22 protein-coding genes are annotated in these 21,763 nt (G+C 62.6%); 6 read left to right on the forward strand and 16 right to left on the reverse strand.

Going from position 1 to position 21,763, the window contains the following annotated elements; all coding sequences use genetic code 11:
- Positions 1-45: 45 nt before the first annotated feature.
- Both ISP18_RS19850 and folE read right to left on the reverse strand, forming a co-directional pair.
- Entirely contained in the window at positions 46-372 is a 327-nt protein-coding gene (locus ISP18_RS19850) for an EF-hand domain-containing protein (protein ID WP_380011515.1), read from the reverse strand.
- On the reverse strand, positions 372-971 hold the full coding sequence (gene folE, locus ISP18_RS19855; protein WP_380011518.1) for a GTP cyclohydrolase I FolE: 600 nt from the start codon (positions 969-971) through the stop codon (positions 372-374). The genes ISP18_RS19850 and folE overlap by 1 nt, the downstream gene beginning before the upstream one ends.
- Before the next feature lie 112 nt (positions 972-1,083).
- On the opposite strand from folE, the gene ISP18_RS19860 reads away from it, so the two are divergent.
- On the forward strand, positions 1,084-1,899 hold the full coding sequence (locus ISP18_RS19860; RefSeq protein WP_380011521.1) for a shikimate 5-dehydrogenase: 816 nt from the start codon (positions 1,084-1,086) through the stop codon (positions 1,897-1,899).
- A 240-nt stretch (positions 1,900-2,139) separates the two neighbouring features.
- Here the strand turns inward: ISP18_RS19860 and rmuC are convergent, their stop codons facing one another.
- On the reverse strand, positions 2,140-3,498 hold the full coding sequence (gene rmuC / locus ISP18_RS19865; protein ID WP_380011524.1) for a DNA recombination protein RmuC: 1,359 nt from the start codon (positions 3,496-3,498) through the stop codon (positions 2,140-2,142).
- 109 nt (positions 3,499-3,607) lie between these two features.
- On the opposite strand from rmuC, the gene ISP18_RS19870 reads away from it, so the two are divergent.
- Complete coding sequence (locus ISP18_RS19870) at positions 3,608-4,276, forward strand: Pr6Pr family membrane protein (protein ID WP_380011527.1); 669 nt, start codon at positions 3,608-3,610, stop codon at positions 4,274-4,276.
- Between the two features lie 4 nt (positions 4,277-4,280).
- Here the strand turns inward: ISP18_RS19870 and ISP18_RS19875 are convergent, their stop codons facing one another.
- The 4 genes from ISP18_RS19875 to ISP18_RS19890 all read right to left on the reverse strand — a co-directional run bounded on the left by ISP18_RS19875 (position 4,281) and on the right by ISP18_RS19890 (position 7,504).
- Positions 4,281-5,453, reverse strand: a complete 1,173-nt coding sequence (locus ISP18_RS19875; protein WP_380011530.1) for a class I SAM-dependent rRNA methyltransferase — start codon at positions 5,451-5,453, stop codon at positions 4,281-4,283.
- A 203-nt stretch (positions 5,454-5,656) separates the two neighbouring features.
- Complete coding sequence (locus tag ISP18_RS19880; protein ID WP_380011533.1) at positions 5,657-6,088, reverse strand: hypothetical protein; 432 nt, start codon at positions 6,086-6,088, stop codon at positions 5,657-5,659.
- Between the two features lie 24 nt (positions 6,089-6,112).
- Positions 6,113-7,060 (reverse strand): serine/threonine protein kinase, encoded by a 948-nt coding sequence (locus tag ISP18_RS19885; protein ID WP_380011536.1) that lies wholly within the window; start codon positions 7,058-7,060, stop codon positions 6,113-6,115.
- 3 nt (positions 7,061-7,063) lie between these two features.
- Entirely contained in the window at positions 7,064-7,504 is a 441-nt protein-coding gene (locus ISP18_RS19890) for a hotdog fold thioesterase (protein WP_380011539.1), read from the reverse strand.
- Between the two features lie 56 nt (positions 7,505-7,560).
- On the opposite strand from ISP18_RS19890, the gene ISP18_RS19895 reads away from it, so the two are divergent.
- The gene (locus ISP18_RS19895) at positions 7,561-8,631 is read left to right on the forward strand and encodes a 2Fe-2S iron-sulfur cluster-binding protein (protein WP_380011542.1); all 1,071 of its coding nucleotides are present in this window, start codon (positions 7,561-7,563) and stop codon (positions 8,629-8,631) included.
- A 24-nt stretch (positions 8,632-8,655) separates the two neighbouring features.
- Here the strand turns inward: ISP18_RS19895 and ISP18_RS19900 are convergent, their stop codons facing one another.
- The 3 genes from ISP18_RS19900 to ISP18_RS19910 form a co-directional block, all read right to left on the reverse strand.
- Positions 8,656-9,099 carry a rhodanese-like domain-containing protein gene (locus ISP18_RS19900; RefSeq protein ID WP_380011545.1) on the reverse strand — a complete coding sequence of 148 codons (444 nt, stop codon included), beginning with the start codon at positions 9,097-9,099 and terminating at the stop codon, positions 8,656-8,658.
- Between the two features lie 191 nt (positions 9,100-9,290).
- Positions 9,291-9,707, reverse strand: coding sequence for a hypothetical protein (locus ISP18_RS19905; protein WP_380011548.1), 417 nt, complete (start codon positions 9,705-9,707; stop codon positions 9,291-9,293).
- A 22-nt stretch (positions 9,708-9,729) separates the two neighbouring features.
- Positions 9,730-10,212, reverse strand: coding sequence for a YiiD C-terminal domain-containing protein (locus ISP18_RS19910; protein WP_380011551.1), 483 nt, complete (start codon positions 10,210-10,212; stop codon positions 9,730-9,732).
- A 281-nt stretch (positions 10,213-10,493) separates the two neighbouring features.
- Here ISP18_RS19910 and ISP18_RS19915 point away from each other — a divergent pair, with 281 nt between their 5' ends.
- From ISP18_RS19915 to ISP18_RS19925, 3 genes are read left to right on the forward strand one after another with little or no spacing between them, the layout of a single operon-like run.
- Positions 10,494-11,255 (forward strand): uroporphyrinogen-III synthase, encoded by a 762-nt coding sequence (locus tag ISP18_RS19915; protein WP_380011554.1) that lies wholly within the window; start codon positions 10,494-10,496, stop codon positions 11,253-11,255.
- Positions 11,256-11,264: 9 nt separating this feature from the next.
- Positions 11,265-12,380: a uroporphyrinogen-III C-methyltransferase gene (locus tag ISP18_RS19920; RefSeq protein WP_380011557.1), complete on the forward strand. Its 1,116-nt coding sequence runs from the start codon at positions 11,265-11,267 to the stop codon at positions 12,378-12,380.
- Positions 12,377-13,636: a heme biosynthesis protein HemY gene (locus tag ISP18_RS19925; protein WP_380011560.1), complete on the forward strand. Its 1,260-nt coding sequence runs from the start codon at positions 12,377-12,379 to the stop codon at positions 13,634-13,636. The genes ISP18_RS19920 and ISP18_RS19925 overlap by 4 nt, the downstream gene beginning before the upstream one ends.
- A gap of 156 nt (positions 13,637-13,792) precedes the next feature.
- Here ISP18_RS19925 and ISP18_RS19930 read toward each other — a convergent pair whose 3' ends face one another.
- The 6 genes from ISP18_RS19930 to kdpB all read right to left on the reverse strand — a co-directional run bounded on the left by ISP18_RS19930 (position 13,793) and on the right by kdpB (position 21,753).
- Entirely contained in the window at positions 13,793-14,491 is a 699-nt protein-coding gene (locus ISP18_RS19930) for a response regulator (RefSeq protein ID WP_380011563.1), read from the reverse strand.
- Positions 14,488-17,139 carry an ATP-binding protein gene (locus tag ISP18_RS19935; RefSeq protein WP_380011566.1) on the reverse strand — a complete coding sequence of 884 codons (2,652 nt, stop codon included), beginning with the start codon at positions 17,137-17,139 and terminating at the stop codon, positions 14,488-14,490. Before ISP18_RS19935 ends, ISP18_RS19930 begins: the two co-directional genes overlap by 4 nt.
- Before the next feature lie 196 nt (positions 17,140-17,335).
- On the reverse strand, positions 17,336-17,914 hold the full coding sequence (gene kdpC, locus ISP18_RS19940) for a potassium-transporting ATPase subunit KdpC (RefSeq protein WP_380011569.1): 579 nt from the start codon (positions 17,912-17,914) through the stop codon (positions 17,336-17,338).
- Between the two features lie 10 nt (positions 17,915-17,924).
- On the reverse strand, positions 17,925-19,400 hold the full coding sequence (locus ISP18_RS19945) for an outer membrane beta-barrel protein (RefSeq protein WP_380011572.1): 1,476 nt from the start codon (positions 19,398-19,400) through the stop codon (positions 17,925-17,927).
- Positions 19,401-19,466: 66 nt separating this feature from the next.
- On the reverse strand, positions 19,467-19,670 hold the full coding sequence (locus ISP18_RS19950; RefSeq protein WP_380011575.1) for a hypothetical protein: 204 nt from the start codon (positions 19,668-19,670) through the stop codon (positions 19,467-19,469).
- A gap of 10 nt (positions 19,671-19,680) precedes the next feature.
- The gene (kdpB, locus tag ISP18_RS19955; RefSeq protein ID WP_380011578.1) at positions 19,681-21,753 is read right to left on the reverse strand and encodes a potassium-transporting ATPase subunit KdpB; all 2,073 of its coding nucleotides are present in this window, start codon (positions 21,751-21,753) and stop codon (positions 19,681-19,683) included.
- Between the last annotated feature and the right edge of the window lie 10 nt (positions 21,754-21,763).

Raw genomic sequence — 21,763 nt, forward strand, 5'->3', positions numbered from 1 at the left:
TGTATAGATATCTATGCCAGCAAGGGTTGAGGACTCAAAGAGGACTCACTGCGGCGGCTGCATCAATTCCTGCGGGCTCATGTACCCGTGGTGATGGCGATCCAGCCGATGGAACTCGCGGCGCAGATTGTTCTGCCATTCCTTGAGCGTCACCGGCTTGCCATGTCCGCCGGGCAGTTCTTCCGGTTCCAGCACGCCATCGTGATTGAGATCCCGACGATAGAAACCCTGGCTCATGTAAGTCACGTATTCAGCCTCGCTGATCCGGCCATCGCCGTTGCTGTCCATGGCCTGAAATAGACCAGCCGCCGTGCTTTGTGCAAACGCGGCGATAGTCAATCCCAGTAGCAGGAGCGCGAGGCCCAAGCGCATCAGCGACGGCCGCCGTGGATGCCGATGAAGTCGAGGAATTCGGCGCGAGTGCGCGCGTCATCGCGGAACGCGCCGAGCATCTGGCTAGTGACCATCGAAACGCCGCGCTTGTGCACGCCGCGCGTGGTCATGCACTCGTGGCTGGCGTCGACTACCACGGCCACGCCTGCGGGCTGCAAGTTCTCCTGGATGCAGCGCGCAATTTCCGCGGTCATCTTTTCCTGCACTTGGAAACGGCGCGCGTAAGCATCCACCACCCGTGCCAGCTTGCTGATGCCCACTACGCGGTTGGTCGGCAGGTAGCCCACGTGCGCGCGACCGATGATCGGCGCCATGTGGTGCTCGCAGTGGCTTTCGAACTCGATATCGCGCAGTACGACCATTTCGTCGTAGCCGGCCACTTCTTCGAAGGTGCGGCGAAGGTATTCGCCCGGATCGATCTGATACCCGCTGAACCAGTCGCGATAAGCCTTCACCACGCGGCGCGGCGTGTCGAGCAGGCCTTCGCGCGCGGGATTCTCGCCGGCCCAGCGCAACAGGGTGCGCACCGCCTCTTCGGCCTGTTCGCGGGTGACATCGGTGGGCTCGTGCTCGCTCATGCGGCTTCCTTGGTGGGGCTCAAGACATGCAAGTGTAACGCTCGCGTCAAGATGGTAGGGTCGGGGGTGGGTTTCCCCAAGCCCATATCGATTCGTTGCCAGAGTTTTCCCCATGACCCGATCCATTAATCGCGACACCCAGCTTTGCATGTCCCTGTCCGGCCGGCCGGGCAATTTCGGTACGCGCTTCCAGAATTTTCTCTACGAAGCGCTGGACCTGAACTACGTCTACAAGGCGTTCACCACGCGCGACCTGCCTGCGGCGATCGGCGGCATTCGCGCGCTGGGGATACGCGGCTGTGCGGTCTCCATGCCGTTCAAGGAGGCTTGCATTCCGTTGGTCGACAGCATCGACGATTCGGCCGCCGCGATCGCTTCCATCAACACCATCGTCAACAACGATGGTCATCTGCGCGCGTACAACACCGATTACATCGCCGTACGCAGCCTGATCGAGCAGCATGGTCTTGGCACCGACATGCACCTGGCTTTACGCGGCAGCGGCGGCATGGCCAAGGCGGTGGCCTGCGCATTTCGTGATGCTGGGTTCCGACTTGGGACGATCGTTGCGCGCAATGAAGCGACTGGTCGAAAGCTCGCGGAAACAAGCGGTTTCGGCTGGGCTGCGGATATGTTGGGCGTGCAGGCGGATTTGCTGGTCAACGTAACGCCGATTGGTATGGAAGGTCCGGAAAAAGACCAGCTCGCTTTTGAGCGTGAAACGGTGGAGCGTGCCAACGCAGTGTTCGATGTAGTGGCATTGCCGCCGGAGACGCTGCTGATCAAGTTGGCACGTTCGCTGGGAAAGCCCGTGATTACCGGCGCTGAGGTGATCGTGCTGCAGGCGGTGGAGCAGTTCGTGCTTTATACGGGTGTGCGGCCGGATGAGACGTTGATTGCGCAGGCATCGGCGCATGCGTTGAGCTGAGGGCCTTATTCCCTCTCCCCTTCGGGGAGAGGGCTAGGGTGAGGAGACAACCTCGCATGGAATCCTCATAAGACCATAAAGCCGTCATTCCCGCGAAAGCGGGAATCCATCGTTGCCTTTGCATCAGGGCAAAATGGATTCCCGCTTTCGCGGGAATGACGGCCTTATCGTATCTATTGCAGTGGTTCGCAAGATTGTCCCCTCTCGTCGGGGGGAGAGGTAGTTGTACTCGCCTAGTGGTCAATCCTCGGTAACTTCCTCATCGCTACCCAGCGACTCCTCCAGCAACTGCTGCGTCTGCTCCCCGGGCAACGACTCCACATCCCGCAGCTTGCGTTCGATCGCGCGCGTGCGCACTGCCGTGGCGTCGATATGCTTGCCGGCCTCGTCCAGCTTCTTGCGCACCATCTTCAGCACATCGCCGAATTTGCCGAATTCGTTCTTCACCGCGCCGAGCAGTTGCCACACCTCGCTGCTGCGCTTTTGTATCGCCAACGTGCGGAAACCCATCTGCAAGCTGTTGAGCAGAGCGGAAAGGGTGGTGGGGCCGGCCACGATCACACGCTGTTCGCGCTGCAGGCTGTCGAACAGCCCAGGGCGGCGGATGATTTCCGCGTAGAGGCCTTCCGTGGGCAGGAACAGGATGGCGAAGTCGGTAGTGGCAGGCGGCGCGATGTACTTGGCGCGAATGGTCTTGGCTTCGTCGCGCACGCGGCGTTCCAACGCGGCGGCGGTGCGTTCCATCGCATCCAGGTCCGCTGCTTGCTGCGCGTCGAGCAGACGCTCGTAGTCTTCACGCGGGAATTTCGCGTCGATCGGCAGCCAGACCTGGTCGTCGCGGTCCCCACCGGGCAGGCGGACGGCAAATTCCACGCGCTCGTCGGAACCCGGCACGGTGGCGACATTGGCGGCGTATTGCTCGGGCGTGAGCATTTGATCGAGCAGCGCGGCGAGTTGCATTTCACCCAGAATGCCGCGCGTCTTCACATTATTCAGTACGCGCTTGAGATCGCCCACGCCGCTGGCAAGCGATTGCATTTCACCCAGGCCGCGCTGCACCGCTTCCAGCCGTTCGGACACCAGCTTGAACGACTCGCCGAGTCGCGTTTCCAGCGTGGATTGCAGTTTCTCGTCGACAGTGGCGCGCATCTGCTCCAGCTTCGCCGCGTTGTCCTGCTGGATCGCGGTGAGTTTGGTTTCTAGCGTAGTGCGCACTTCGCCGAGGCGCTTTTCGTTGTCGGCGGTGAGCGTGGCAAGCTGCTGCTTTTGTTGTTCGCCGAGCTGGTTGAGCGTGGCAGCGAGTTCCTCTCGGCCGCGGCGTGTTTCCTCGATCAGTCGCTGAGATAGCGTTTGCAGACCAGTATCCGTGCGTTCGGTGAGCGTATCCAGGCGCTGCCCGAATTGCGTCAGCGCCTGGCTCAGCTCGTTGCGACCCGCGCGCTGCTCCTGCGCCAGAGCCTCGCGCAGATGACGCACGTCGTCCTTCAGGCCATCCAGCCGGGTCTGGACACCGGCATCGCTGCGCCCTCGCAGCAGGATCAGCACCTGCAGTACGAGCAGAACGACAAGCAGGGCGATGGAGATATCGAGCAGAGACATGGGCCATTCCGGTAGTACCAGTGCACAGTTTACGCGCACTTGTATCAATCCCTGAGATTGCCTCGCCGGGGTAGTATCGGCGCGTCGCCACGCATCTTCGGGAACTCGCATGAGCGCATCGATCGAAAGGAGCAAACCGCTGGCTGCACTGATCGCCTTCGTCGCCTGGTTCGGGGTGGTCTTGCAGCTCTACCTTTCATTGCGCCTGACTGATTCGATGGGGATGAGCACGGTGCAAGGATTGGCGATCTATTTCGGGTATTTCACGGTGCTCACCAACATCCTGGTCGGCGTGGCCACCACGTGGCCGGCGGCGTTGCCGGCCACGACGCTGGGGCGCTTCTTCGCGCAGCCGATCGCGATCGGCTGGGTGGCGGCTAGCATCGCTTTCGTGGGCGTGGCCTATTTCGCGCTGCTGCGCCACGTCTGGAACCCGCAGGGTCTGCAGCTGATAGCCGATGTGCTGTTGCATTACATCGTGCCGACGCTGGTGTTGATTTACAGCGTGATCGCGTTGCGACGCACGGCGTTACGCTGGACGGCGCCGCTCTGGTGGAGCCTATATCCAGTGATCTATTTCGTTTATGTGCTGCTGCGCGGCGCGTTGATCGGCCGCTACCCGTATCACTTCATCGATGTGTCGCAGCTTGGTTATACGCTGACATTGCGCAATGCGGCAGTGTTGTGGCTTGCGTTCTTAGTGTTGTCGTATGTGTTGATGCTGCTATGGCGTAATCCCCTCGGCCGTCATTCCCGCGGCCATAGAGGTGCGCGGTGAATTTTCAGTCCACGCGGCAGAATACGGCCTTGAGGTAGCGGCTTTCCGGCACATCGGTGCGTATCGGGTGATCTGCGCCCGCACCGCGCGTTTCCAGAATCTGAATCTCGCGCCCTGCATTGAGCGCCACGCGGCGCAGCATTTCGAGAAAATCCGCTTCGCTGACCAAGCCAGTGCAAGAACAGGTGAGCAGCAGACCGCCGGGCGGGATCACGTCCAGCGCCAACCGATTCATCGCGAAATATTTCTTCAGCGCATCCATCACTTTGTTGCGATCGCGCGTGAGCTTGGCCGGATCGAGAATCACCGCATCGTATCGCTCACCGCGCGCCACGGCTTGGCGTAGCCAGTCGAAGATATCGGCTTGTTCGAACTGGATGGCCAGGTTGTTGGCCGCTGCGTTGGCGCGGGCGATTTCCAGGATGCCCGCATCCATGTCCACGCCAGTGGCTTCGCGCGCGCCGCCGGCCATTGCGTGCACGGCAAAGCCGCCAGCATTGCAGCACAGGTCCAGCACGCGCCGACCGCGCGCGAGTTCGGCGAAGCGTCGACGGTTTTCGCGCTGATCAGCGAAGAAGCCGGTTTTGTGTCCGTAGCCGGGCGCAGCGTGAAAGCGCAGGCCGTGCTCGTGCACTTCCACTGGTTCGGGTGCCTCCGCTACACGGCAGTCGAAGGATTCCTGTTTCTGCACGTGGCTCTCGGCGAACCAGTACAGCCGCGCACCGGGAAACTGGCGCAGCAACGCCGCGTGGATGACATCGCGGAATTTCCACATACCAGCGGCGAAATATTCGACCACCAGGATGTCGGCATAACGATCCACGATCAGTCCGGATAGCCCGTCGCCCTCACTGTGCACCACACGCCAGGCGTCGGTGACGTTGTCCAGTTGCAATAGTTCTCGACGCAGCGCGATGGCGCGGTCGATACGCGTTGCGATCCATTCCGCGTCGACTGCTTCGTGCGCATCGTTGGTGAGCAGACGCAAGGCAATGCGCGCATGCCCGTTCCAGAAGCCGCGCCCGACGAAGCGGTCCTTGGCATCGACCACATCCACCACGCTGCCAGGCGGGATACGCGATTCGGGTTTATGCACCTGCGCCGACCACACCCAGGGGTGGCCGGGCGTACGGTCGGATTTTAGGCGGATGACGGGGAGTTCGGCGGGGCTATTCATTCGCTAATGATAGCGGTTTGTTCTCGTTAGGCAGTTTGAAGAATGCAGTGCGCCTATAACTGCGAAGACTCACCCCCTCCCCTGCTTGCAGGGGAGGGCTGGGGTGGGGTGAGCACTTGCCGTGAACCTTCCCGCAAGTGTTCACCCCCTCCCAACCTCCCCCTGCAAGCAGGGGGAGGAGTAAGTTGCGCTGGAGGTGACGATTACCGCAACTTGAGAATCAACCACGACAACAACGCCAGCAGATTCAAGCCCAGGTACGACACCGACGGCCCCGCAAAAGCCAGGTTGAACCCCTGGCTGGCGAAGCGCCAACTCAGCTCCGGATGCAAATGCAGCGTGCTGAACACATTGATGAAAGCGCCGCAAAATAGCCCGTAGCTGAAGATTGGTGTGCCGATTACCGGCAGTTGCAGCAATTGGGCGATGCTGGAGAAGCGGATGCCGCGCTCGCTGTTTTCCAGCAGCAGCACGCCTGCCACCAGCACGAACGCGTAGAGGGCGAAAGCGATCAACTGGATCACCGCGGTGTGCAGCGGTCCTGACGCTAACAGGCGGGGCAGCAAGATTGCCATGCCGTAGAAGCCGCCAGCGATTTCCAGGATACCGATCAAGCGAAACAGAATCTGACGCATGCAACACCCCAAGCAAAGAATAAATTATTCGAGTTCATCCGCCTGCTCATGCAGGTCCGTCATGTGTTGTTCCCACCAGCGCGGCTCGGCCACGAACGGAAACGCTGCTGGAAACGCCGGATCATGCCATCGCGCCGCGATCCAACCCGCATAATGCACCTGTCGCATGGCGCGCAGGGCGGGAATCAGCGCAAGCTCCGCGTGATCGAAATCACGCATTGAAGCATAGCCTTCCAGCAGCGCTTCCATCGCGCGTTCGTCGTGGGCCAGCATCCACAGATCCTGCACGGCGGGGCCCATGCGTGCGTCATCGAGATCGACGAAATGCGGGCCGATGTCGGTCCACAATACGTTGCCCGGATGGCAATCGCCATGCAGGCGAAGCATGCGCACCGGACTGACTGCTTCTAAACGCACCGCGACCAAGCGATCTACGCGTTCTACGGCGAGACGATAGTGCTCGCGCAATGTTGAGGGCAGTAACGAAGAAGCGAGCACCGCCTGCATCGGCTGTGCGATCAGCGTGTCCCGATCGATGGTGCCGCGATGCGCAAAGCGCGCACGTGCGCCGACGCTGTGTATGCGTGCGATCAGGCGGCCGAGCCACTCCAGCTGATCGGCCGATTCCAACGACGGCGCGCGGCCGCCGTGTCGCGGCGACAATGCATAGCGATAACCGTCGTGATGCAGCAACGTCCGTTCTGCGAACTGCACTGGTGCGACAACCGGCAGTTCGGCCTCGGCCAGTTCCTGCGCAAATGCATGTTCTTCCAGAATCGCCGCGTCGCTCCACCGGCCGGGGCGATAGAACTTCGCGATGACGGGCGGCCCTTCTTCTAGCCCCACCTGCCACACACGGTTTTCGTAGCTATTCAAGGCGAGCAGGCGGCCGTCCGGCCATAGACCGCAGGCGGTGATCGCATCCAGCACGAGATCGGGTGTTAGGCACGCGTAAGGCGTCTCGTTGGGCATGTCTCAGCGCGCACCCACGGCGGTCGCCGGCACGACCGCCATGGTGAGGCGCGAGATGCATACCAGCTTGCCGGCTTCGTCCTCGATGCGGATTTCCCACACCTGCGTCGACCGCCCCAGATGCAGCGGACGCGCCGTGCCCGTCACGGTGCCGCTGGTGACGCCGCGCACGTGGTTGGCGTTGATATCCAACCCCACCGCGCGTTCTTTTTCCGGATCGAGCGTGAGCATCGCCGCGGTACTGCCGAGCGTCTCGGCCAGCGCCACCGACGCACCGCCATGCAGCAGCCCGTACGGCTGATGCGTACGGTGATCCACCGGCATCGTGCCTTGCAGCCAGTCCTCGCCGATGGCGGTAACGCGGATGTCCAGCACATCCAACAGGGTGTTGCGCCGCCAGCCATCGAGACGGTTGAGGTCGGTGTTCTGTTTCCAGATGCCCATGGATTGATACTCGCGAGGGAAGCCCGCATTGTCCGCCGACCACCCCAGCGGCGACAATGCGCCTTGTGTTTACCGTCACTCTGACTACTTCCGGCCGCCGCTTCGAAGTCCTGCCCGGCGAAACCGTGCTGGAAGCGGCACAGCGCGCGGGCATCGCATTGCCTTATTCCTGTCGCGCGGGGGTGTGTGGCAGTTGCAAGGCTACGCTGCTCCAGGGCCGCTGCGACTATCCGCGTAATCCGCCCACGGCGTTGGATGTGCACGATCGCATGCAGCACGCTGTGCTGCTGTGCCAGGCCGTACCTGCTAGCGATCTGCTGGTGCAAGCGCGCGAGGTCACCTCGGTGGAGGACATCGCGCGGCGTCAGCTCGACGTGCAAGTGAGCCGCAAATGGCAGCTCGCGCCCGATGTGATCGGCCTACATCTGCAGCCCGTACCGGGCGAACTGCGGATGCACTGGCTGCCGGGGCAATATCTGGACGTGTTGCTGGACGAAGGCCGGCGCCGCCCGTTTTCCATTGCAAATGGGCCGCAAGCGGATGGCGTGATTGAGTTGCACGTGCGCCACGTGGCCGGCGGCGGCTTCACCTCATGGGTGAGCGACGTGCTGAAAGAGGGCGACACGCTGCGCATCGAGGGCCCGCTCGGCACCTTCGTGCCGCGCGAGGATTCGGAGCGGCCGATGATCTTCATGGCCGGCGGCACCGGTTTCGCGCCGGTGAAAGCGATCCTCGAGCATTTCCTGGTGCTGGGTACGCGCCGCCCGATCGATCTGTATTGGGGCGCACGCAGCGAGGCGGACTTGTACCTGCGTCCGCTGGCCGAGCAGTGGGCGGCCGGCAAGCCCAATCTGCGTTTTCATCCTGTGCTTTCCGATCCGGAACAACTGCGCAGCGCAGGTTTGCGCATCGGCTTGGTGCACGAAGCGATGCTGGAGGATCACCCGGATCTTTCCGACCACGACGTCTATATGAGCGGACCGCCGGCGATGATCGACGCCGGGCGCAAGCTGTTCATCGAGGCTGGCCTGCCGGAAGACCGGCTTTATTTCGACTCGTTCGAGTATGCGCCGGATGTGCTGGCGCAGATTCTGGCCGGGCGAGCGGGTATTGCTGCAGAGGAATAAGAGGGCGTTGGCTGCCCTCTGCGATCAGTTCTTGCCCTTCGCCACTGGCAACTGCGCCTGCTGCCAGGCCAGCACGCCGCCGCCAAGCGTGTAGACACGGGTGAAGCCCGCTTTGATCAGCCGCTGCGCGGCCTTGTCCGTAGTGCGACCGTCCTTGTCCATCACCACTACCGGCAGTTCACGCGCTTTGGCCAGGTCCTTGTGTTCCGGGTCGAACTGGCTCATGGCAACGTGCTTCGCGCCCGGCACGTGCATTTTTTCGAAATCGGCGATGGCTGACAGATCGATCAGCAGCGGACTGTCGCGATTGATCAGCTGGGTAAGGCCGGCCGGCGTCAGCTCCGTGTACTTGCGCAGCAGCACCATGATCTGCGTGACGATCAGTGCGATCACCAGCACCACCAACAGCAGGGACAGCGCGAGATGGTTGCCCACGAACTGGGGCAGCTTGTGGAGAAAGTCGTTCATGCGTAGGCCACCGGCGCAAATAGGCTTGGATAAACGACGAATTATAGCCCCTCTCCCTCCGGGAGAGGGGATGGGGTGAGGGTACGATCAGCGCGTAATCACAAAGACTCGTGCAAGAAGTCGGTATAGCGTTCCACCCGAACCCTCATCCGCCCTGCGGGCACCTTCTCCCGGAGGGAGAAGGAAGAATCTCACTCCCCCTGATTGAGATTCGGTATCCCCGTCTCAAGCCACCACTTGTTCTTTTCCGGGTCGTAGCGCCACAGCTGGCGATCGACGATGGTGCGCACGGATTGCGTGTGCACATTGGTCAGGCTGATGTGCACGTTCTGGCGTACTTCGTTTTCGCCGGCGGGCACCGGGCCGTTGCCGTCGTCGTAGTCGTTGACCTGTACTTGCTTGAAGCGCGCGCGATCCAGGTCGGTGATCGGATGCGCCTCGCGTATCTTGGGATCGACGAACTGCTCTGCCGCCTCGAAACCGTCCCAGCGCACCGCGTTCGCATAGGCGATCATGGTGTGGGTGAGCGAGTCGTTGCGCTTGTCGGTGGCACAGCCAGACAGCAGCAGCATGGTCGACAGCAGGATCGGACCGACGATACGGCGCATGAGCATCCCCTCCAGAGAAAGCCTATTCTGCCGCAGCGGCGCGGCGCTTCGCCACGAACTGTGCCTCAAGCGTGGCGGCCGGCTTGCCGTTTTCGCCGGGCACCTGGCAGTGCACCGCGATGCGCGCGCGATTGCGCGTCGACAAGGTGGCGAAGAAAGTTTCCCAGTCCCCACCATGGGCAAGCGCGGCCTCGGCCTGGAAATCGCCCCATACGGGGTCGAGGTAGCGCACGGTGGATTTACCCACGTAGAGGTCGCAATCCTCGCCGCGTCGGCGCAGCGCCAGTTCCACCAGGCCCCAGCCGGCCAGTGTCATCAGGCTGGTCAGGCTGCCGCCGAACGCGCAGCCCTTGTCGTTGATGTTGGGTGCCAGCGGGCAGTTCAGCACCAGGCGTTCGCCGTCATAGCTGCCCAGCTTCAGCTCCATGTTGCGAGCGAGCGGGATGCCGTCGTGGATAAAAGTCACCAGAGCCTGGGCGGCGGCGAGGAGAGTAGGTTTGTTCATCGGTCTGTTGTGCGGGGAGGAGCCGGCTAGTGTAGACGCTACACTTGCAAAGACCTGCTCCCTCTCCCCTCCGGGGAGAGGGTTGGGGTGAGGGGCAATCTTGCGATCAAACTCGTTTCTCTCCCGCAAAGCACTCTAAGTAAATGACCCGCGAAAGTCGTGCGCATTCTGGCAAGCCCAGGCCCTCACCCCACCGCTTTCCCCTTGGAGAAGGCGAAGGGAAAGAACGCTCTCCCCAGAGGGGAGAGGGAGCGGGTGGCGGCAAGCTTTCCGGTTGCACGGTGGTCATCACACGTCCCGCAGGCACAGGCACCGCGCTGTCAAAAATGGTCAAGGCGCTGGGAGGCATCCCGCTATTGTTGCCAGGTCTGTCCTTGCGGGCCGTTTCCGATCAGCAACACGCCAAACAGCAATGGCACGAAGCACAGCGCGGCGACGTGCTGATCTTCACCAGCCCCGCCGCCGTGCGTTACGCATGGACCCTCGCGTCTTTCGATCATACGCATGGCTCGATCGTGGCCGTAGGACGCAGCACAGCGCAGGCTTTGCAGCGGCACGGCATCGCGGCGCAGATGCCTGCATCGCGGCAGGACAGCGAAGGCGTACTGGCGTTGTCGTCTTTGCAGCACGTGCAGGGCCGGCGTGTCGCTCTGATCACCGCTCCCGGCGGACGCGGCCTGCTGCAGCAGCAATTGGCGGAACGTGGCGCGATGGTGCGCGAAGTGCACGTGTACCAGCGTTCCGCGTCCAGGTTGAACCGGCGGCATGTCCAAGCCGTGCAGCAGCTGACGCCCAACGCCTGCGTGCTGATTTCCAGCGCCGAAGCGCTGCAGAACCTGCGCGAGCAATTGCCTGCCGTGGCATGGAAACAGCTGTGCGAGGCAATGGCCATCGTCAGCAGCGAGCGGATCGGAGCGGCAGCCCACGCGGCTGGCTTTCTGCGCATTCACAGGGCGGCTTCGGCCATCCAGGCCGACCTGCTGGCGGCGGCCTGTGAGGTCTGTTCACAGGCATGCCACGATGCAGGCGTCACAGGCTGTTAGCATGCGCGCATGAGCCAGGACGATCTCACTTCCGACGTACGTACCACGCCCGGCATGGGCACGCCCCCCGACCCTGCGCGCAGCAGCCGACCCGTGCCGCCGGCGCGTCCTTCCGGAGGCGCCCTCGCGCTGGCGCTGCTGCTGGCCCTGATCGCCATCGTCGGCGTGGGCTACGTCGCCTGGCGGCAATGGCAACTGCTGCACGTCAACGCCCAGGCGCTGCGCACCACGGCCACGTTGGAAGAGCGAGTCAACACCCTTGATCACACGCTGTCCACCACGTCCAGCCAAGGCAATCTGTTGCTGCAGCGCCTGAATGATGCCGATCAGGTCAATCGCTCCCTGCGCGAAGAACTGCTGTCGCAGGATCAGCGCATGCGCGACCTGGAAGAAGCCGTCGGCAAGCTGTCCGAAAAGACCCTCTCGGGTCAGGACGCCATGCGCCTGGACGAGGCCGAATCCCTGCTGCGCATGGGCGCAGAGCGCTACAACCTGTTCCACGATGCGCAAGGCGCAGCACAGGCCTTCGCCCTGGCCAGCCAGACCCTGGCCGGCGTGAACGACAACGCCTTCAACGGCGTGCGCCAGGGCATCGATGCCGAGCACGAAGCGCTGGTGAAAAACCAGTCCGCCGATCCCTCACAACTGATCGACGGCGTGATGCAGCTGCGCAACGATCTGCCCAATCTGCCGCTGAAACCGCTGGATCAACCGGTCGCGCAGGAAAGCACCGGTGTATGGGCGCGCATTCGTCGCGCGTTGTACGGCGTGATCCAGATTCAGCGCGACAACGGCGCACCGATCGATATTGCCGACGCGCGCATCGCGCGTGAACTGGTAGCCCTGGATCTCGCCCAGGCTCAAGCTGCACTGCTGGCGTGGGACGACGATGGCAGTATCGCCGCCTTGAAGCGCGCGGATGCGGGGCTGGCCGCGCAATTCGATACGCAATCGCCCGCGGTGCAGCAGGCGCGTCAGCGCATCACCGCATGGCAGGGCCAGCTCAAGCCCGGCGCGCCGGTGAAGCTCGGCGCTGCCTTGAGCGAATTACGCAACCTGCGCGCGGTGCATGCACTCAAGCCGACTAGCGACAACGCCACGCCATCCAACGGAGCCAAGCCATGAAATTGTGGCGCTGGATCCTGGCGCTGGTGATCGTCGCCGCGCTGGCGGCGTTCGGCTGGCATTGGATCGCTGAAGACCCGGGTTACGTGTTGGTGCGTTTCCGCGGCTTCACCGTGCAGACCAGCTTGCTGGCTGCAGTAGTGATCCTGTTGCTGCTCTGGGCATTGCTCGGTGTGCTGTGGCGTTCGGTGCGCTGGCCGTTCGGTGCGTTCTCGCGTCGGCATCGCCGCGTGAGCCGGCAGAGTCTTGCCGATGGCCTGGTCGCCTTGATGGAAGGCCGCCACGGCGATGCCGAGCGCGATCTGCATCGCGCATCGCGACTGGATAAGCTGCGCGGTCCGGCCTTGCTTGCCGCCGCCGAAGCCGCATCGCGCCGTGGGGAACATGCACGTGCGCTGGAAGCGTTGGACCAGGCTTCGCAAGTTGCTCCGCGCGCAGCACGGGTGTTGCGCGCGCGCGTATTGCGTCGCGATGGCAAAGCCGCAGAAGCACTTGCACTGCTCAGCCCCGAAGCCGACAGCGGCAACTTGAGCCCCGGCGGCTGGCGCGAGTTCGTGCTGGCGGCCGTGGCGGCCGGTGATACCCGTCGCGCACGCAGCGCGCTTGAACCGCTGCAGAAAAGCGGCGTGATGAGTGCTCGCGCTTACAGCGCACTGGAAACGCTGGTGCTGGTTGCCAGCATCCAGGCGGCCGGCGATGGTGCCGTGTTGAACACGCTATGGTCACAACTGCCCAAGGCGCAGCGTCGTGCTCCGGCGGTGGTCGACGCCTACGCGCGCAAGGCCGCCAGCCATGGACTGGTGCTGCCAGCGATGGACGAAGTGGAATCCGCGCTGCGCCGTGAATGGTCGCCGCAACTGGTGGAAACCTACGGTCAACTGGCCGGCGATGATCTCGATGCACGCCTACGCCGCGCCGAAGGCTGGCTCGACGCGCATCCCAACGATCCCAGCCTGCTGCTGGCCCTTGGCCGCATGAGCGCGCGACTGCATCTATGGAGCAAGGCGCGCCCGTATCTGGAGCGTTCGCTGGCCCTGGTACCGAGCGCGAGTGCGTGGGAAGCCTTGGGCGATACCTACGATGGCATGGGCGACACTGCACTTGCGCAGCGCTGCTATCGCAATGCGATTGCGCTGGGGCGTGGCGACGTCACGGAACCGCTGCCCGAAAGCAATGTGATTGGTGGAAGGCTGGATACGCGGCCGATCGCGATTGAAGAGCGCGATGTGCATGGAGTGCCGCGGTTGAAGGAATAGGTTCAATCTTGCCTGGTCGTCATTCCCGCGAAAGCGGGAATCCATTTGCTCTTAAAGCAAAAGGCAAAGATGGATTGACCAGCTTCGCTGTTGTAAAGCGCTTCCGCTTTCGCGGGAATGACGGTCACAAGGCGAGGATGAGCATGTCTGGAACACTTACCCAACCCCAGGCAAAAACCGATACCCCACACCCGGTTCCGTCTTCAGCCACCGCGGCGACGTCGGATCATCGCCCAACTTCTGCCGCAACTTTCCCAGCACGATGCGCAGGTAATGCGTATCGTGCACATGCGTTCCGCCCCAGATTTCGCGCAGCAATTGCTGCTGACTCACCACGCGCCCGGCGTGCCGAACGAGCATCGCGAGCACCGCGTATTCCTTGCGGGTAAGCGCGAGCGGCGCGCCGTCGAGCGTGACTTCGCGCAGCCCTAAGTCGATATGCAGGCGATCGTCCTCGTAGCGCGGCGGAACTTCCGCCTGAGTGGCGCGATTGCGCAGCAGCGCGCGCAAGCGCGCCATCAGTTCTTGGATGCCGAACGGCTTGGTCATGTAGTCGTTCGCGCCTGCATCCAGCGCCTTCACCTTTTCGCCTTCCGAATCGCGTACAGAAAGCATCAGCACGGGCACCTGCGTCCATTGGCGTAATTCGGCCAGCACCTCGTGGCCTTCGCGATCGGGCAGTCCGATATCCAGCACCACCATATCCGGACTACGCGTGGCCGCCAGCGCAAGGCCTTCGGTCGCATTGGCGGCGAGCAGCACTTCATAGCCTTCGGCCCGCAAGCCGATGTCGAGGAACCTGCGGATTTGCGGCTCGTCGTCGATGACCAGCACGCAGGTATGGGCAGCAGTCATGGTGGCGAAGGCAAAGGAAGGCTGATGCGGATGGTGGTGCCAACGCCGTCGCCGGGCAAGGCTTCCACGCTGCCGCCGTGCGCGCCGATCATGCCGCGGCAGATGGCCAGGCCCAGCCCGGTGCCCTGCGGTGCACGGTCGCCGCGCGCCACCGAATAGAACATGTCGAAGATGCGTGCGCGCTCTTCTTCCGGAATGCCCGGGCCGCGGTCGATCACGTCGATGAACAGGCGATCGCCCGCCACGCGCACGACCACGCGCACCGGTTCGCCGGGTGGCGAGAAACGCGCGGCATTTTCCAGGATGTTGAACAGCGCTTGCTCGATCAAGGCCGGGTGTACGAACAGCAACACCGTTTCGTCAGGCAGCGTGCTATCCACGCGCAACTCGGGAAACAGTTTGCGCACGCGTGTAATGGCGGAAGCCACGATTTCGGCCGAGTCGGTCCAATCGCGATTGAGCTTGAGCGTGCCGTGCCCCAGGCGTGTCATGTCCAGCAGATTCTGGATATAGCGATCCAATCGCTGGCCTTCACCGAGGATGGCTTCGAGCAGCTCCTTGCGCTCATCGATCGGCAGTTGTTCCCAATAGTTCGAAAGCGTGCCGGCAGAACCAATCATCGAGGCCAGCGGCGAACGCAGATCGTGCGACACGGAAGACAGCAGAGCGTTGCGCAATCGTTCGGTTTCGCCTTGCACGCGGGCGCCCTCCAGTTCGGAGGCGAGCCGGGCACGTTCCAACGCTTGGCCGATATCCTGCACCATCGCCAACGCCAGGCTGCGCCGTTCGATATCCGGCGAAACGCCGTTTTCGAAGCGCAGGGCCGCCACGCCAAGATGATGATCCTCGGTGCCAAGCGGCAGCATCCAGCAGCGTGCGGCGTTGAGCGTATCGGTGAAGCGGCCGGCTGGTTCGGCGTGCTGTTCGCTCCATTCCGCTGCTGCCAGATCCTGCGTGGTCAGCGTGAGTGCGCGTGAACTGCTCGCAGCGATCTGCAGCCGGTGCTCCACATCGCGTGCCAGAATCGCCGCTTCGCAACGCAGGCCACGCGCCAATGCGGTCGCGCCTACGCTGCGGATGCCGTCCGCGTCCGTGCTTGCGGACAGGCGTTGTCCAAGCGTCAGCAGCGCATGCGAGTAATCGTGTGCGGCGCGCAGCGATTCCACCTGACTGGCAAGGCGTGTTGCCAGCCGGCTGCAGATCAGGGCCGCCGCGAAAAAGAGCGTCACGGCCAGCACATCATCGGAGTTGGCAATGGCCAAGGTGTAGCGTGGTGGCGCAAAGAAGAAGTTGTAACCGAGAAAACAGAGTGTGGCGGTGTATACGGCTACCACCATTCGCGTGCGCACCGCCACGATCATCACGGCGGTCAGGAAGATCAGCGCGAGATTGGCCACCGACAAGTAACGGTCGGCGATGAAGGACAGCCCGATTGCGACGACGGTGACGACGGTGGCGAAGATGTATTCGTCGCGCCGCCCGTACATCGGCATAAGCCGCAGGCGTCTTCGCGCGCGCAAGCGCTCGGCGGGCGTGGCGATGATGGTGAGTTCCAGGTGCGCGCCACGGCGAAGCAGTTGCTGCGTCAGCGAGCGCCCCAGCATGCGTGCGATAAGGCGTTCGCGTGTACGTCCAAGGATGATCTGGCCGACACCCTCGCGATCGGCGTGCACCAGCAGTTCGTCGGCGATCGCATGACCACGCAATACCATGGCGTCGCCACCAAGACGGCGTGCCAGGCGCATGGCTGTATCGATGCGCTCGCGGCGTGCGTCATCCAGGGTGGCACCGGTGTCGACGAATACTACGGTCCATGGTGCTCCACGCCGTTCGGCGATGCGCCGCGCGACGCGCACCAGATATTCGCTTTGCGCATGCCCGTCGATGGCGGCCATCACACGTCGGCGCACCGGCATCTTGCCGCCGCGCGCCAGCATGTGTTCGCGCAAGTCGCTGTCGACGTGACCGGCGACCGTGTCCACCGCCAATTCGCGCAGAGCTCCAAGGTTGGTGGGCGAAAAGAACGCGTTCAACGCAGCAGCGGCCGTTTCCGGCACATAGACCTTGCCTTGCCGCAGACGCTCGATCAATTCGCGCGGCGGCAAGTCCACCAGCACGATGTCGCGCGCGCGATCCAGAAAGGCATCCGGCACCGTTTCCCGCACGGTAATACCGGTGATGCGGCGCACCTGGTCATTGAGGCTTTCCAGATGCTGCACATTGAGTGCGGTATAGACCTCGATGCCCGCCTCTAGCAGTTCGGCGATATCCTGCCAGCGCCGCTCGTGCCGACTGCCGGGCACGTTGCGGTGCGCGAGTTCGTCCACCAACACAATATCGGGCCGACGTGCCAGCGCCGCATCCACGTCGAACTCGGTGAACTCACGGCCCTGATAACTCAGCGTGAGCCGCGGCAACACTTCCAGCCCTTCGATCAGCGCAGCCGTTTCGGTGCGGCCGTGGGTCTCCACCAGGCCGATCACCACATCTACGCCTTGCCGCTTCAGTTCGCGCGCGGCGGAAAGCATGGCGTAGGTCTTGCCGACGCCTGGCGCCGCGCCCAGGAAAATCTTCAGGCGGCGATGGCTTTCTTCCTGCACCACATCGAGCAGGGCATCGGCGCGGGCTTCGCGGGAGGTGTCGGTCATGATTTGATCAATGGGCCTGAGCAAACAGCTCCCTCTCCCCTTCGGGGAGAGGGTTGGGGTGAGGGGCTGGGCTTGCCATAGGCTTTAAGCTTGTCAGGAACACATTGTGATGCTCACTACAGCAGCGATGCAGCATCTTCGCAAGATTGGCCCCTCACCCCAGCCCTCTCCCCGAAGGGGAGAGGGGGTTTGAAGTTCATCGTGTCTGCAACCCATCCAGCGCCAGATTTAGTTGCAACACATTCACCCGAGGCTCGCCCAGCAAACCAAGCTGCCGGCCTTGCGTGAACTTCGCCACCAGCGCTTGCACCTGTTCCCGATTCAGATGCCGCACACGCGCCACGCGCGCCACCTGGTACTGCGCCGCCGCCGGGCTGATTTCCGGATCCAGCCCGCTACCTGAAGCCGTCACCAGATCTGCCGGTACCGGCGCGATATTGCCCGGATCGGCCTTGCGCAAGGCATCGATGCGCTGTTGCACGGCATCGCGCAACGCCGGGTTGGTGGGCCCCTGGTTAGAGCCGTTCGATGCCGTGCCGTTGTAAGGCTGTGGCGTAGTGGCCGACGGACGACCCCAGAAATACTTGGGGTCATCGAAGTTCTGGCCGATCAGCTCCGAGCCGATCGGCTTGCCGTCGCGTTCCACCAGACTGCCGTTGGCTTGGTGCGGAAACAGCACCTGCGCGACGCCGGTGGCGATCAGTGGGTAGACCAGGCCAGTGATTACGGTCATCACCAGCAACATCATCAGTGCATTGCGAATCAACCGGCCCATGGCGGTTACCTCAGTAGTGGATGATGGCGTCGAGCAGGGCGGTGAGCTGGTGATCCTTCTTGCCGCCGTTGTAGGCGTTCAAGTCATACGAACGCTCGTAGCGGAGTTCCGGCTGGATCTCCAGATCCTGTGTCACCCAGTGCGTCAGGCCAAGCGTATGGCTGCTGTAGCGCGTGGCGAAGCCGGTACGGTTGCCCTTTTCGTCGTTATAGAACTCGTTGCGGAACGACATCATGTTGCTAGGGTCCAACTCGAAGTTCAGGTAGTTCACGGCGCCGAACTCGCCACCCGTGCCGGGCAGCGTTGACTGGGCTTCGCGTGTCCAACCCGGTCCCAAGCCTGGAATATTGCGGCCGTACATGCGGTACGCCTCGGTCAGCATGTTGACGCGCTTGTTGAAGCGGTGGCCCCACGTGGCCACGTACATCTGCACGTTGTTGTAATTGATGTCCGACTTGTTCCAGTTGTTGATGCAGGGGTAGAGCATGTCGTTGTTGTCGGCCGATACCCAGCGCACGCAGGTCTGCAGCGACGGACGCGCGGAGTGGTTCCAAGGCGCCGTGTCGTTACTGGCATTCACGCCGAGCTGGAACGTCCACTGCTGGCTGAGCCGCGTGGTGGTCAAGATGCCGGTCTGCGTATACGGGTCGACCGTGTACAGGATCGAGTGCGTCATCAGGAAGTTCTGCGGCGAGAACTGTGCCTCGATATCCGGCAGCGACAACCAACGGCCGACGCGGACCACCATGCCCTCAGCGACCCAGGGGATATAGAGGTCGTAGTAGAACAGCATCGGGTCGTCGCCGTAGATCTTGCCGTTGAGCGGCTGATTCGGCGCAGGATTGTTCAGCAGCTGATTGCTGAAAATACCTTTCGTGACGGTGTAGTGATAGTCGTAACCGTACAAGTTGGAAATGCTGAAGCCCCAGTCGAGGTGATCAGTCTGGACGGTGTCTTCCACGCGTGTGATGTTGGTGACGAACTGATCCAATTCCACGCGGTTCGGGCGGGTGTTGTACGACAGCGGATAGTTGGTGAAGTTGGAGGTGCTGTAATTCGCTGCCGGTGTCAGCCAGCCGAAGATCTCGATACGGTTGCGCTGCATCCACCCGCCGAGCTTGGTGCAGCCTAGCGCCTTTTCCAGCGGGTAAGTGCTATTGGTATCCGGTACGCCGATCGGCGCAGCCACGCCGCCCATCTGCCATTCCGAATTCGGGAACGGCGGTGAATCGAATGGCGCATCCATCGCGCGGCGCTTCGGCGCGGCAGCGTTCGGATCGGCCGGCTGCGCATCCTCGCGATAGGCGGCAGCGAAGCGTGAGAGGAAACCCTTTCTGCAATCACTGCTTTCGGCGGCGATGGGTGAGGCCGGCAAGCTGGTGCTTGCGGGCATGCTGCTGACGTTGGTCGATTGCGCCATCGCCTGTGAAAAAACCGGTGCGGCGGTCAACAGAATCGCTGCGGCTAGAGCCTTCTTGTAGTACATACCTTCCTCTCGAACAGGTCATTACTGGGCGGCATCGCCCAGTAAGCGACACCGATTTCTTGAATGTCAGATGCCGGCGTAACCGCCAAGCGCATATTCGTCTTCCGCCGACATCGGCGTATCGGGCGCTGGGCTGGCGCCTGCCCTGGGCTGGCCGCGTACCGGTAGCTCTATCACTACATCGCAGTCGGAATCATTGGACGAGACACGTAATTCCATTTGCGGGTGATCGGCGTCAGGTAGCGATACGGACAGTTTCAGGGTGTGCATAGCGTCTTCCTCAGGCGAGTCCAAACAGGACGAGCAGCATGTCGATGAGTTTGATACCAATGAACGGCACGATGATGCCGCCCAGGCCATAAATCAGCAGATTCCGGCGCAGCAAGTGGCCCGCGCCGAGCGGACGATACTTCACGCCCTTCAGCGCCAGCGGAATCAGGAAAATGATGATCAGCGCGTTGAATATCACCGCGGACAGAATCGCGCTCTGCGGGGTCGCCAGCTTCATCACGTTCAACGCATTCAGCGCCGGATAAGTGGTCGCGAATGCCGCCGGAATGATGGCGAAATACTTGGCCACGTCATTGGCGATCGAGAACGTGGTGAGCGAACCGCGCGTGATCAGCATTTGTTTGCCGATCTCCACCACTTCGATCAGCTTGGTCGGGTTGGAATCGAGATCGACCATGTTGCCGGCTTCTTTCGCGGCCTGCGTGCCCGTGTTCATCGCTACCGCCACGTCGGCCTGCGCAAGCGCGGGCGCGTCGTTGGTGCCGTCGCCGCACATCGCTACCAGACGGCTTTCCGCTTGCATGGTGCGGATCAGCTTGAGCTTGGCTTCCGGCGTGGCTTCGGCGAGGAAATCGTCTACGCCAGCTTCGGCAGCGATCGCGGCGGCGGTGAGCGGGTTATCGCCAGTCACCATCACGGTCTTGATGCCCATGCGGCGCATCTCTGCGAAACGCTCCTTGATGCCGCCCTTCACGATGTCCTTGAGTTCGATCACACCCAGCGCGCGATCGCCTTCGGTCACGATCAGCGGCGTGGCACCGCGACGTGCGATGTCTTCGGCCATGCGCTTCACCGCCGGCGGCAGGTGACTGCCAAGGCTGTCGAGATAGCGTTCTACCGAGTCCAATGCACCTTTGCGGATACGGCGCTCACCGATGTTCGCGCCACTCATGCGGGTCTGTGCGGTGAACGGCACGAACTCGGCATGCAGCGATTCCAGTTCGCGTTCGCGCAGACCGAAACGTTCTTTCGCCAGCACCACAACGCTGCGACCTTCCGGCGTTTCGTCGGCGAGCGAGGCAAGCTGCGCGGTATCGGCCAGCGTGCGCTCTTCGATGCCGGGTGCCTGATGGAAGGCTACCGCCTGACGGTTGCCAAGCGTGATCGTGCCGGTCTTGTCCAACAGCAGCACGTCCACGTCACCCGCGGCTTCCACGGCGCGGCCGGAAGTGGCGATCACATTGGCGCGGATCATGCGATCCATGCCGGCAATACCGATGGCGGAAAGCAAGGCGCCGATGGTGGTGGGAATCAGGCACACGAGCAGCGCGACCAACACGGTCAACGTGATCGGGTTGCCCTTGCCGGCCACTTGCACGCTGTAGATGGAGTAGGGCAACAGCGTGGCGCAGGCCAGCAGGAAGATCAGCGTGAACTTGGCCAGCAGAATGGTCAGTGCGATCTCGTTCGGTGTCTTGCGGCGCGACGCGCCCTCCACCATTGCGATCATGCGATCCAGAAAGCTTTCGCCCGGGTTGCGCGTGATCTGCACCACCAGCCAGTCCGACAGCACGCGCGTGCCGCCGGTAACGGCGCTGCGATCGCCGCCCGACTCGCGGATCACCGGCGCGGATTCGCCCGTGATAGCGCTTTCGTCCACGCTAGCGGCGCCAACAACGACCTCACCATCACCGGGAATCTGTTCATTCGCTTCCACCAGCACGTAGTGGCCGCTGCGCAGCTCACTCGATGGCGTAAAGACAATGGCGGCATCGCGCTTGGGCTCGGCCAGCTTCTTGGCGATCACGTCCTTGCGCGAACTGCGCAGTGCGGCAGCCTGTGCCTTGCCGCGACCTTCGGCCAGCGCTTCGGCGAAGTTCGCGAACAGAAGGGTGAACCACAGCCACACACTCACCCAGAAAATGAAAGCGGTGGGTGCTTCACCGTGGCCGGTGATGGCCTGTACCCACAGCAGCGTGGTCAACACGCTGCACACGAACACCACGAACATCACCGGATTGCGGAACTGCAGGCGTGGCGAAAGTTTGCGGAATGCGTCTGCCACCGCCTTCCAGATCAAGGTGCGGTCAAAGCTGCTTACGGCATGCGTATGCGAGGTCATGGAATCAAAA

This window comes from Dyella humi, assembly GCF_044904605.1.
Classification (GTDB): domain Bacteria; phylum Pseudomonadota; class Gammaproteobacteria; order Xanthomonadales; family Rhodanobacteraceae; genus Dyella_B; species Dyella_B humi.

What these genes read in the sequence shown, in the direction of transcription:
- ISP18_RS19850 (WP_380011515.1), bottom strand. Translation starts at nt 372, where the DNA reads ATGCGCTTGGGCCTCGCGCTCCTGCTACTGGGATTGACTATCGCCGCG.
- folE (WP_380011518.1), bottom strand. Translation starts at nt 971, where the DNA reads ATGAGCGAGCACGAGCCCACCGATGTCACCCGCGAACAGGCCGAAGAG.
- ISP18_RS19860 (WP_380011521.1), top strand. Translation starts at nt 1,084, where the DNA reads ATGACCCGATCCATTAATCGCGACACCCAGCTTTGCATGTCCCTGTCC.
- rmuC (WP_380011524.1), bottom strand. Translation starts at nt 3,498, where the DNA reads ATGTCTCTGCTCGATATCTCCATCGCCCTGCTTGTCGTTCTGCTCGTA.
- ISP18_RS19870 (WP_380011527.1), top strand. Translation starts at nt 3,608, where the DNA reads ATGAGCGCATCGATCGAAAGGAGCAAACCGCTGGCTGCACTGATCGCC.
- ISP18_RS19875 (WP_380011530.1), bottom strand. Translation starts at nt 5,453, where the DNA reads ATGAATAGCCCCGCCGAACTCCCCGTCATCCGCCTAAAATCCGACCGT.
- ISP18_RS19880 (WP_380011533.1), bottom strand. Translation starts at nt 6,088, where the DNA reads ATGCGTCAGATTCTGTTTCGCTTGATCGGTATCCTGGAAATCGCTGGC.
- ISP18_RS19885 (WP_380011536.1), bottom strand. Translation starts at nt 7,060, where the DNA reads ATGCCCAACGAGACGCCTTACGCGTGCCTAACACCCGATCTCGTGCTG.
- ISP18_RS19890 (WP_380011539.1), bottom strand. Translation starts at nt 7,504, where the DNA reads ATGGGCATCTGGAAACAGAACACCGACCTCAACCGTCTCGATGGCTGG.
- ISP18_RS19895 (WP_380011542.1), top strand. Translation starts at nt 7,561, where the DNA reads ATGCGCCTTGTGTTTACCGTCACTCTGACTACTTCCGGCCGCCGCTTC.
- ISP18_RS19900 (WP_380011545.1), bottom strand. Translation starts at nt 9,099, where the DNA reads ATGAACGACTTTCTCCACAAGCTGCCCCAGTTCGTGGGCAACCATCTC.
- ISP18_RS19905 (WP_380011548.1), bottom strand. Translation starts at nt 9,707, where the DNA reads ATGCGCCGTATCGTCGGTCCGATCCTGCTGTCGACCATGCTGCTGCTG.
- ISP18_RS19910 (WP_380011551.1), bottom strand. Translation starts at nt 10,212, where the DNA reads ATGAACAAACCTACTCTCCTCGCCGCCGCCCAGGCTCTGGTGACTTTT.
- ISP18_RS19920 (WP_380011557.1), top strand. Translation starts at nt 11,265, where the DNA reads ATGAGCCAGGACGATCTCACTTCCGACGTACGTACCACGCCCGGCATG.
- ISP18_RS19925 (WP_380011560.1), top strand. Translation starts at nt 12,377, where the DNA reads ATGAAATTGTGGCGCTGGATCCTGGCGCTGGTGATCGTCGCCGCGCTG.
- ISP18_RS19930 (WP_380011563.1), bottom strand. Translation starts at nt 14,491, where the DNA reads ATGACTGCTGCCCATACCTGCGTGCTGGTCATCGACGACGAGCCGCAA.
- ISP18_RS19935 (WP_380011566.1), bottom strand. Translation starts at nt 17,139, where the DNA reads ATGACCGACACCTCCCGCGAAGCCCGCGCCGATGCCCTGCTCGATGTG.
- kdpC (WP_380011569.1), bottom strand. Translation starts at nt 17,914, where the DNA reads ATGGGCCGGTTGATTCGCAATGCACTGATGATGTTGCTGGTGATGACC.
- ISP18_RS19945 (WP_380011572.1), bottom strand. Translation starts at nt 19,400, where the DNA reads ATGTACTACAAGAAGGCTCTAGCCGCAGCGATTCTGTTGACCGCCGCA.
- ISP18_RS19950 (WP_380011575.1), bottom strand. Translation starts at nt 19,670, where the DNA reads ATGCACACCCTGAAACTGTCCGTATCGCTACCTGACGCCGATCACCCG.
- kdpB (WP_380011578.1), bottom strand. Translation starts at nt 21,753, where the DNA reads ATGACCTCGCATACGCATGCCGTAAGCAGCTTTGACCGCACCTTGATC.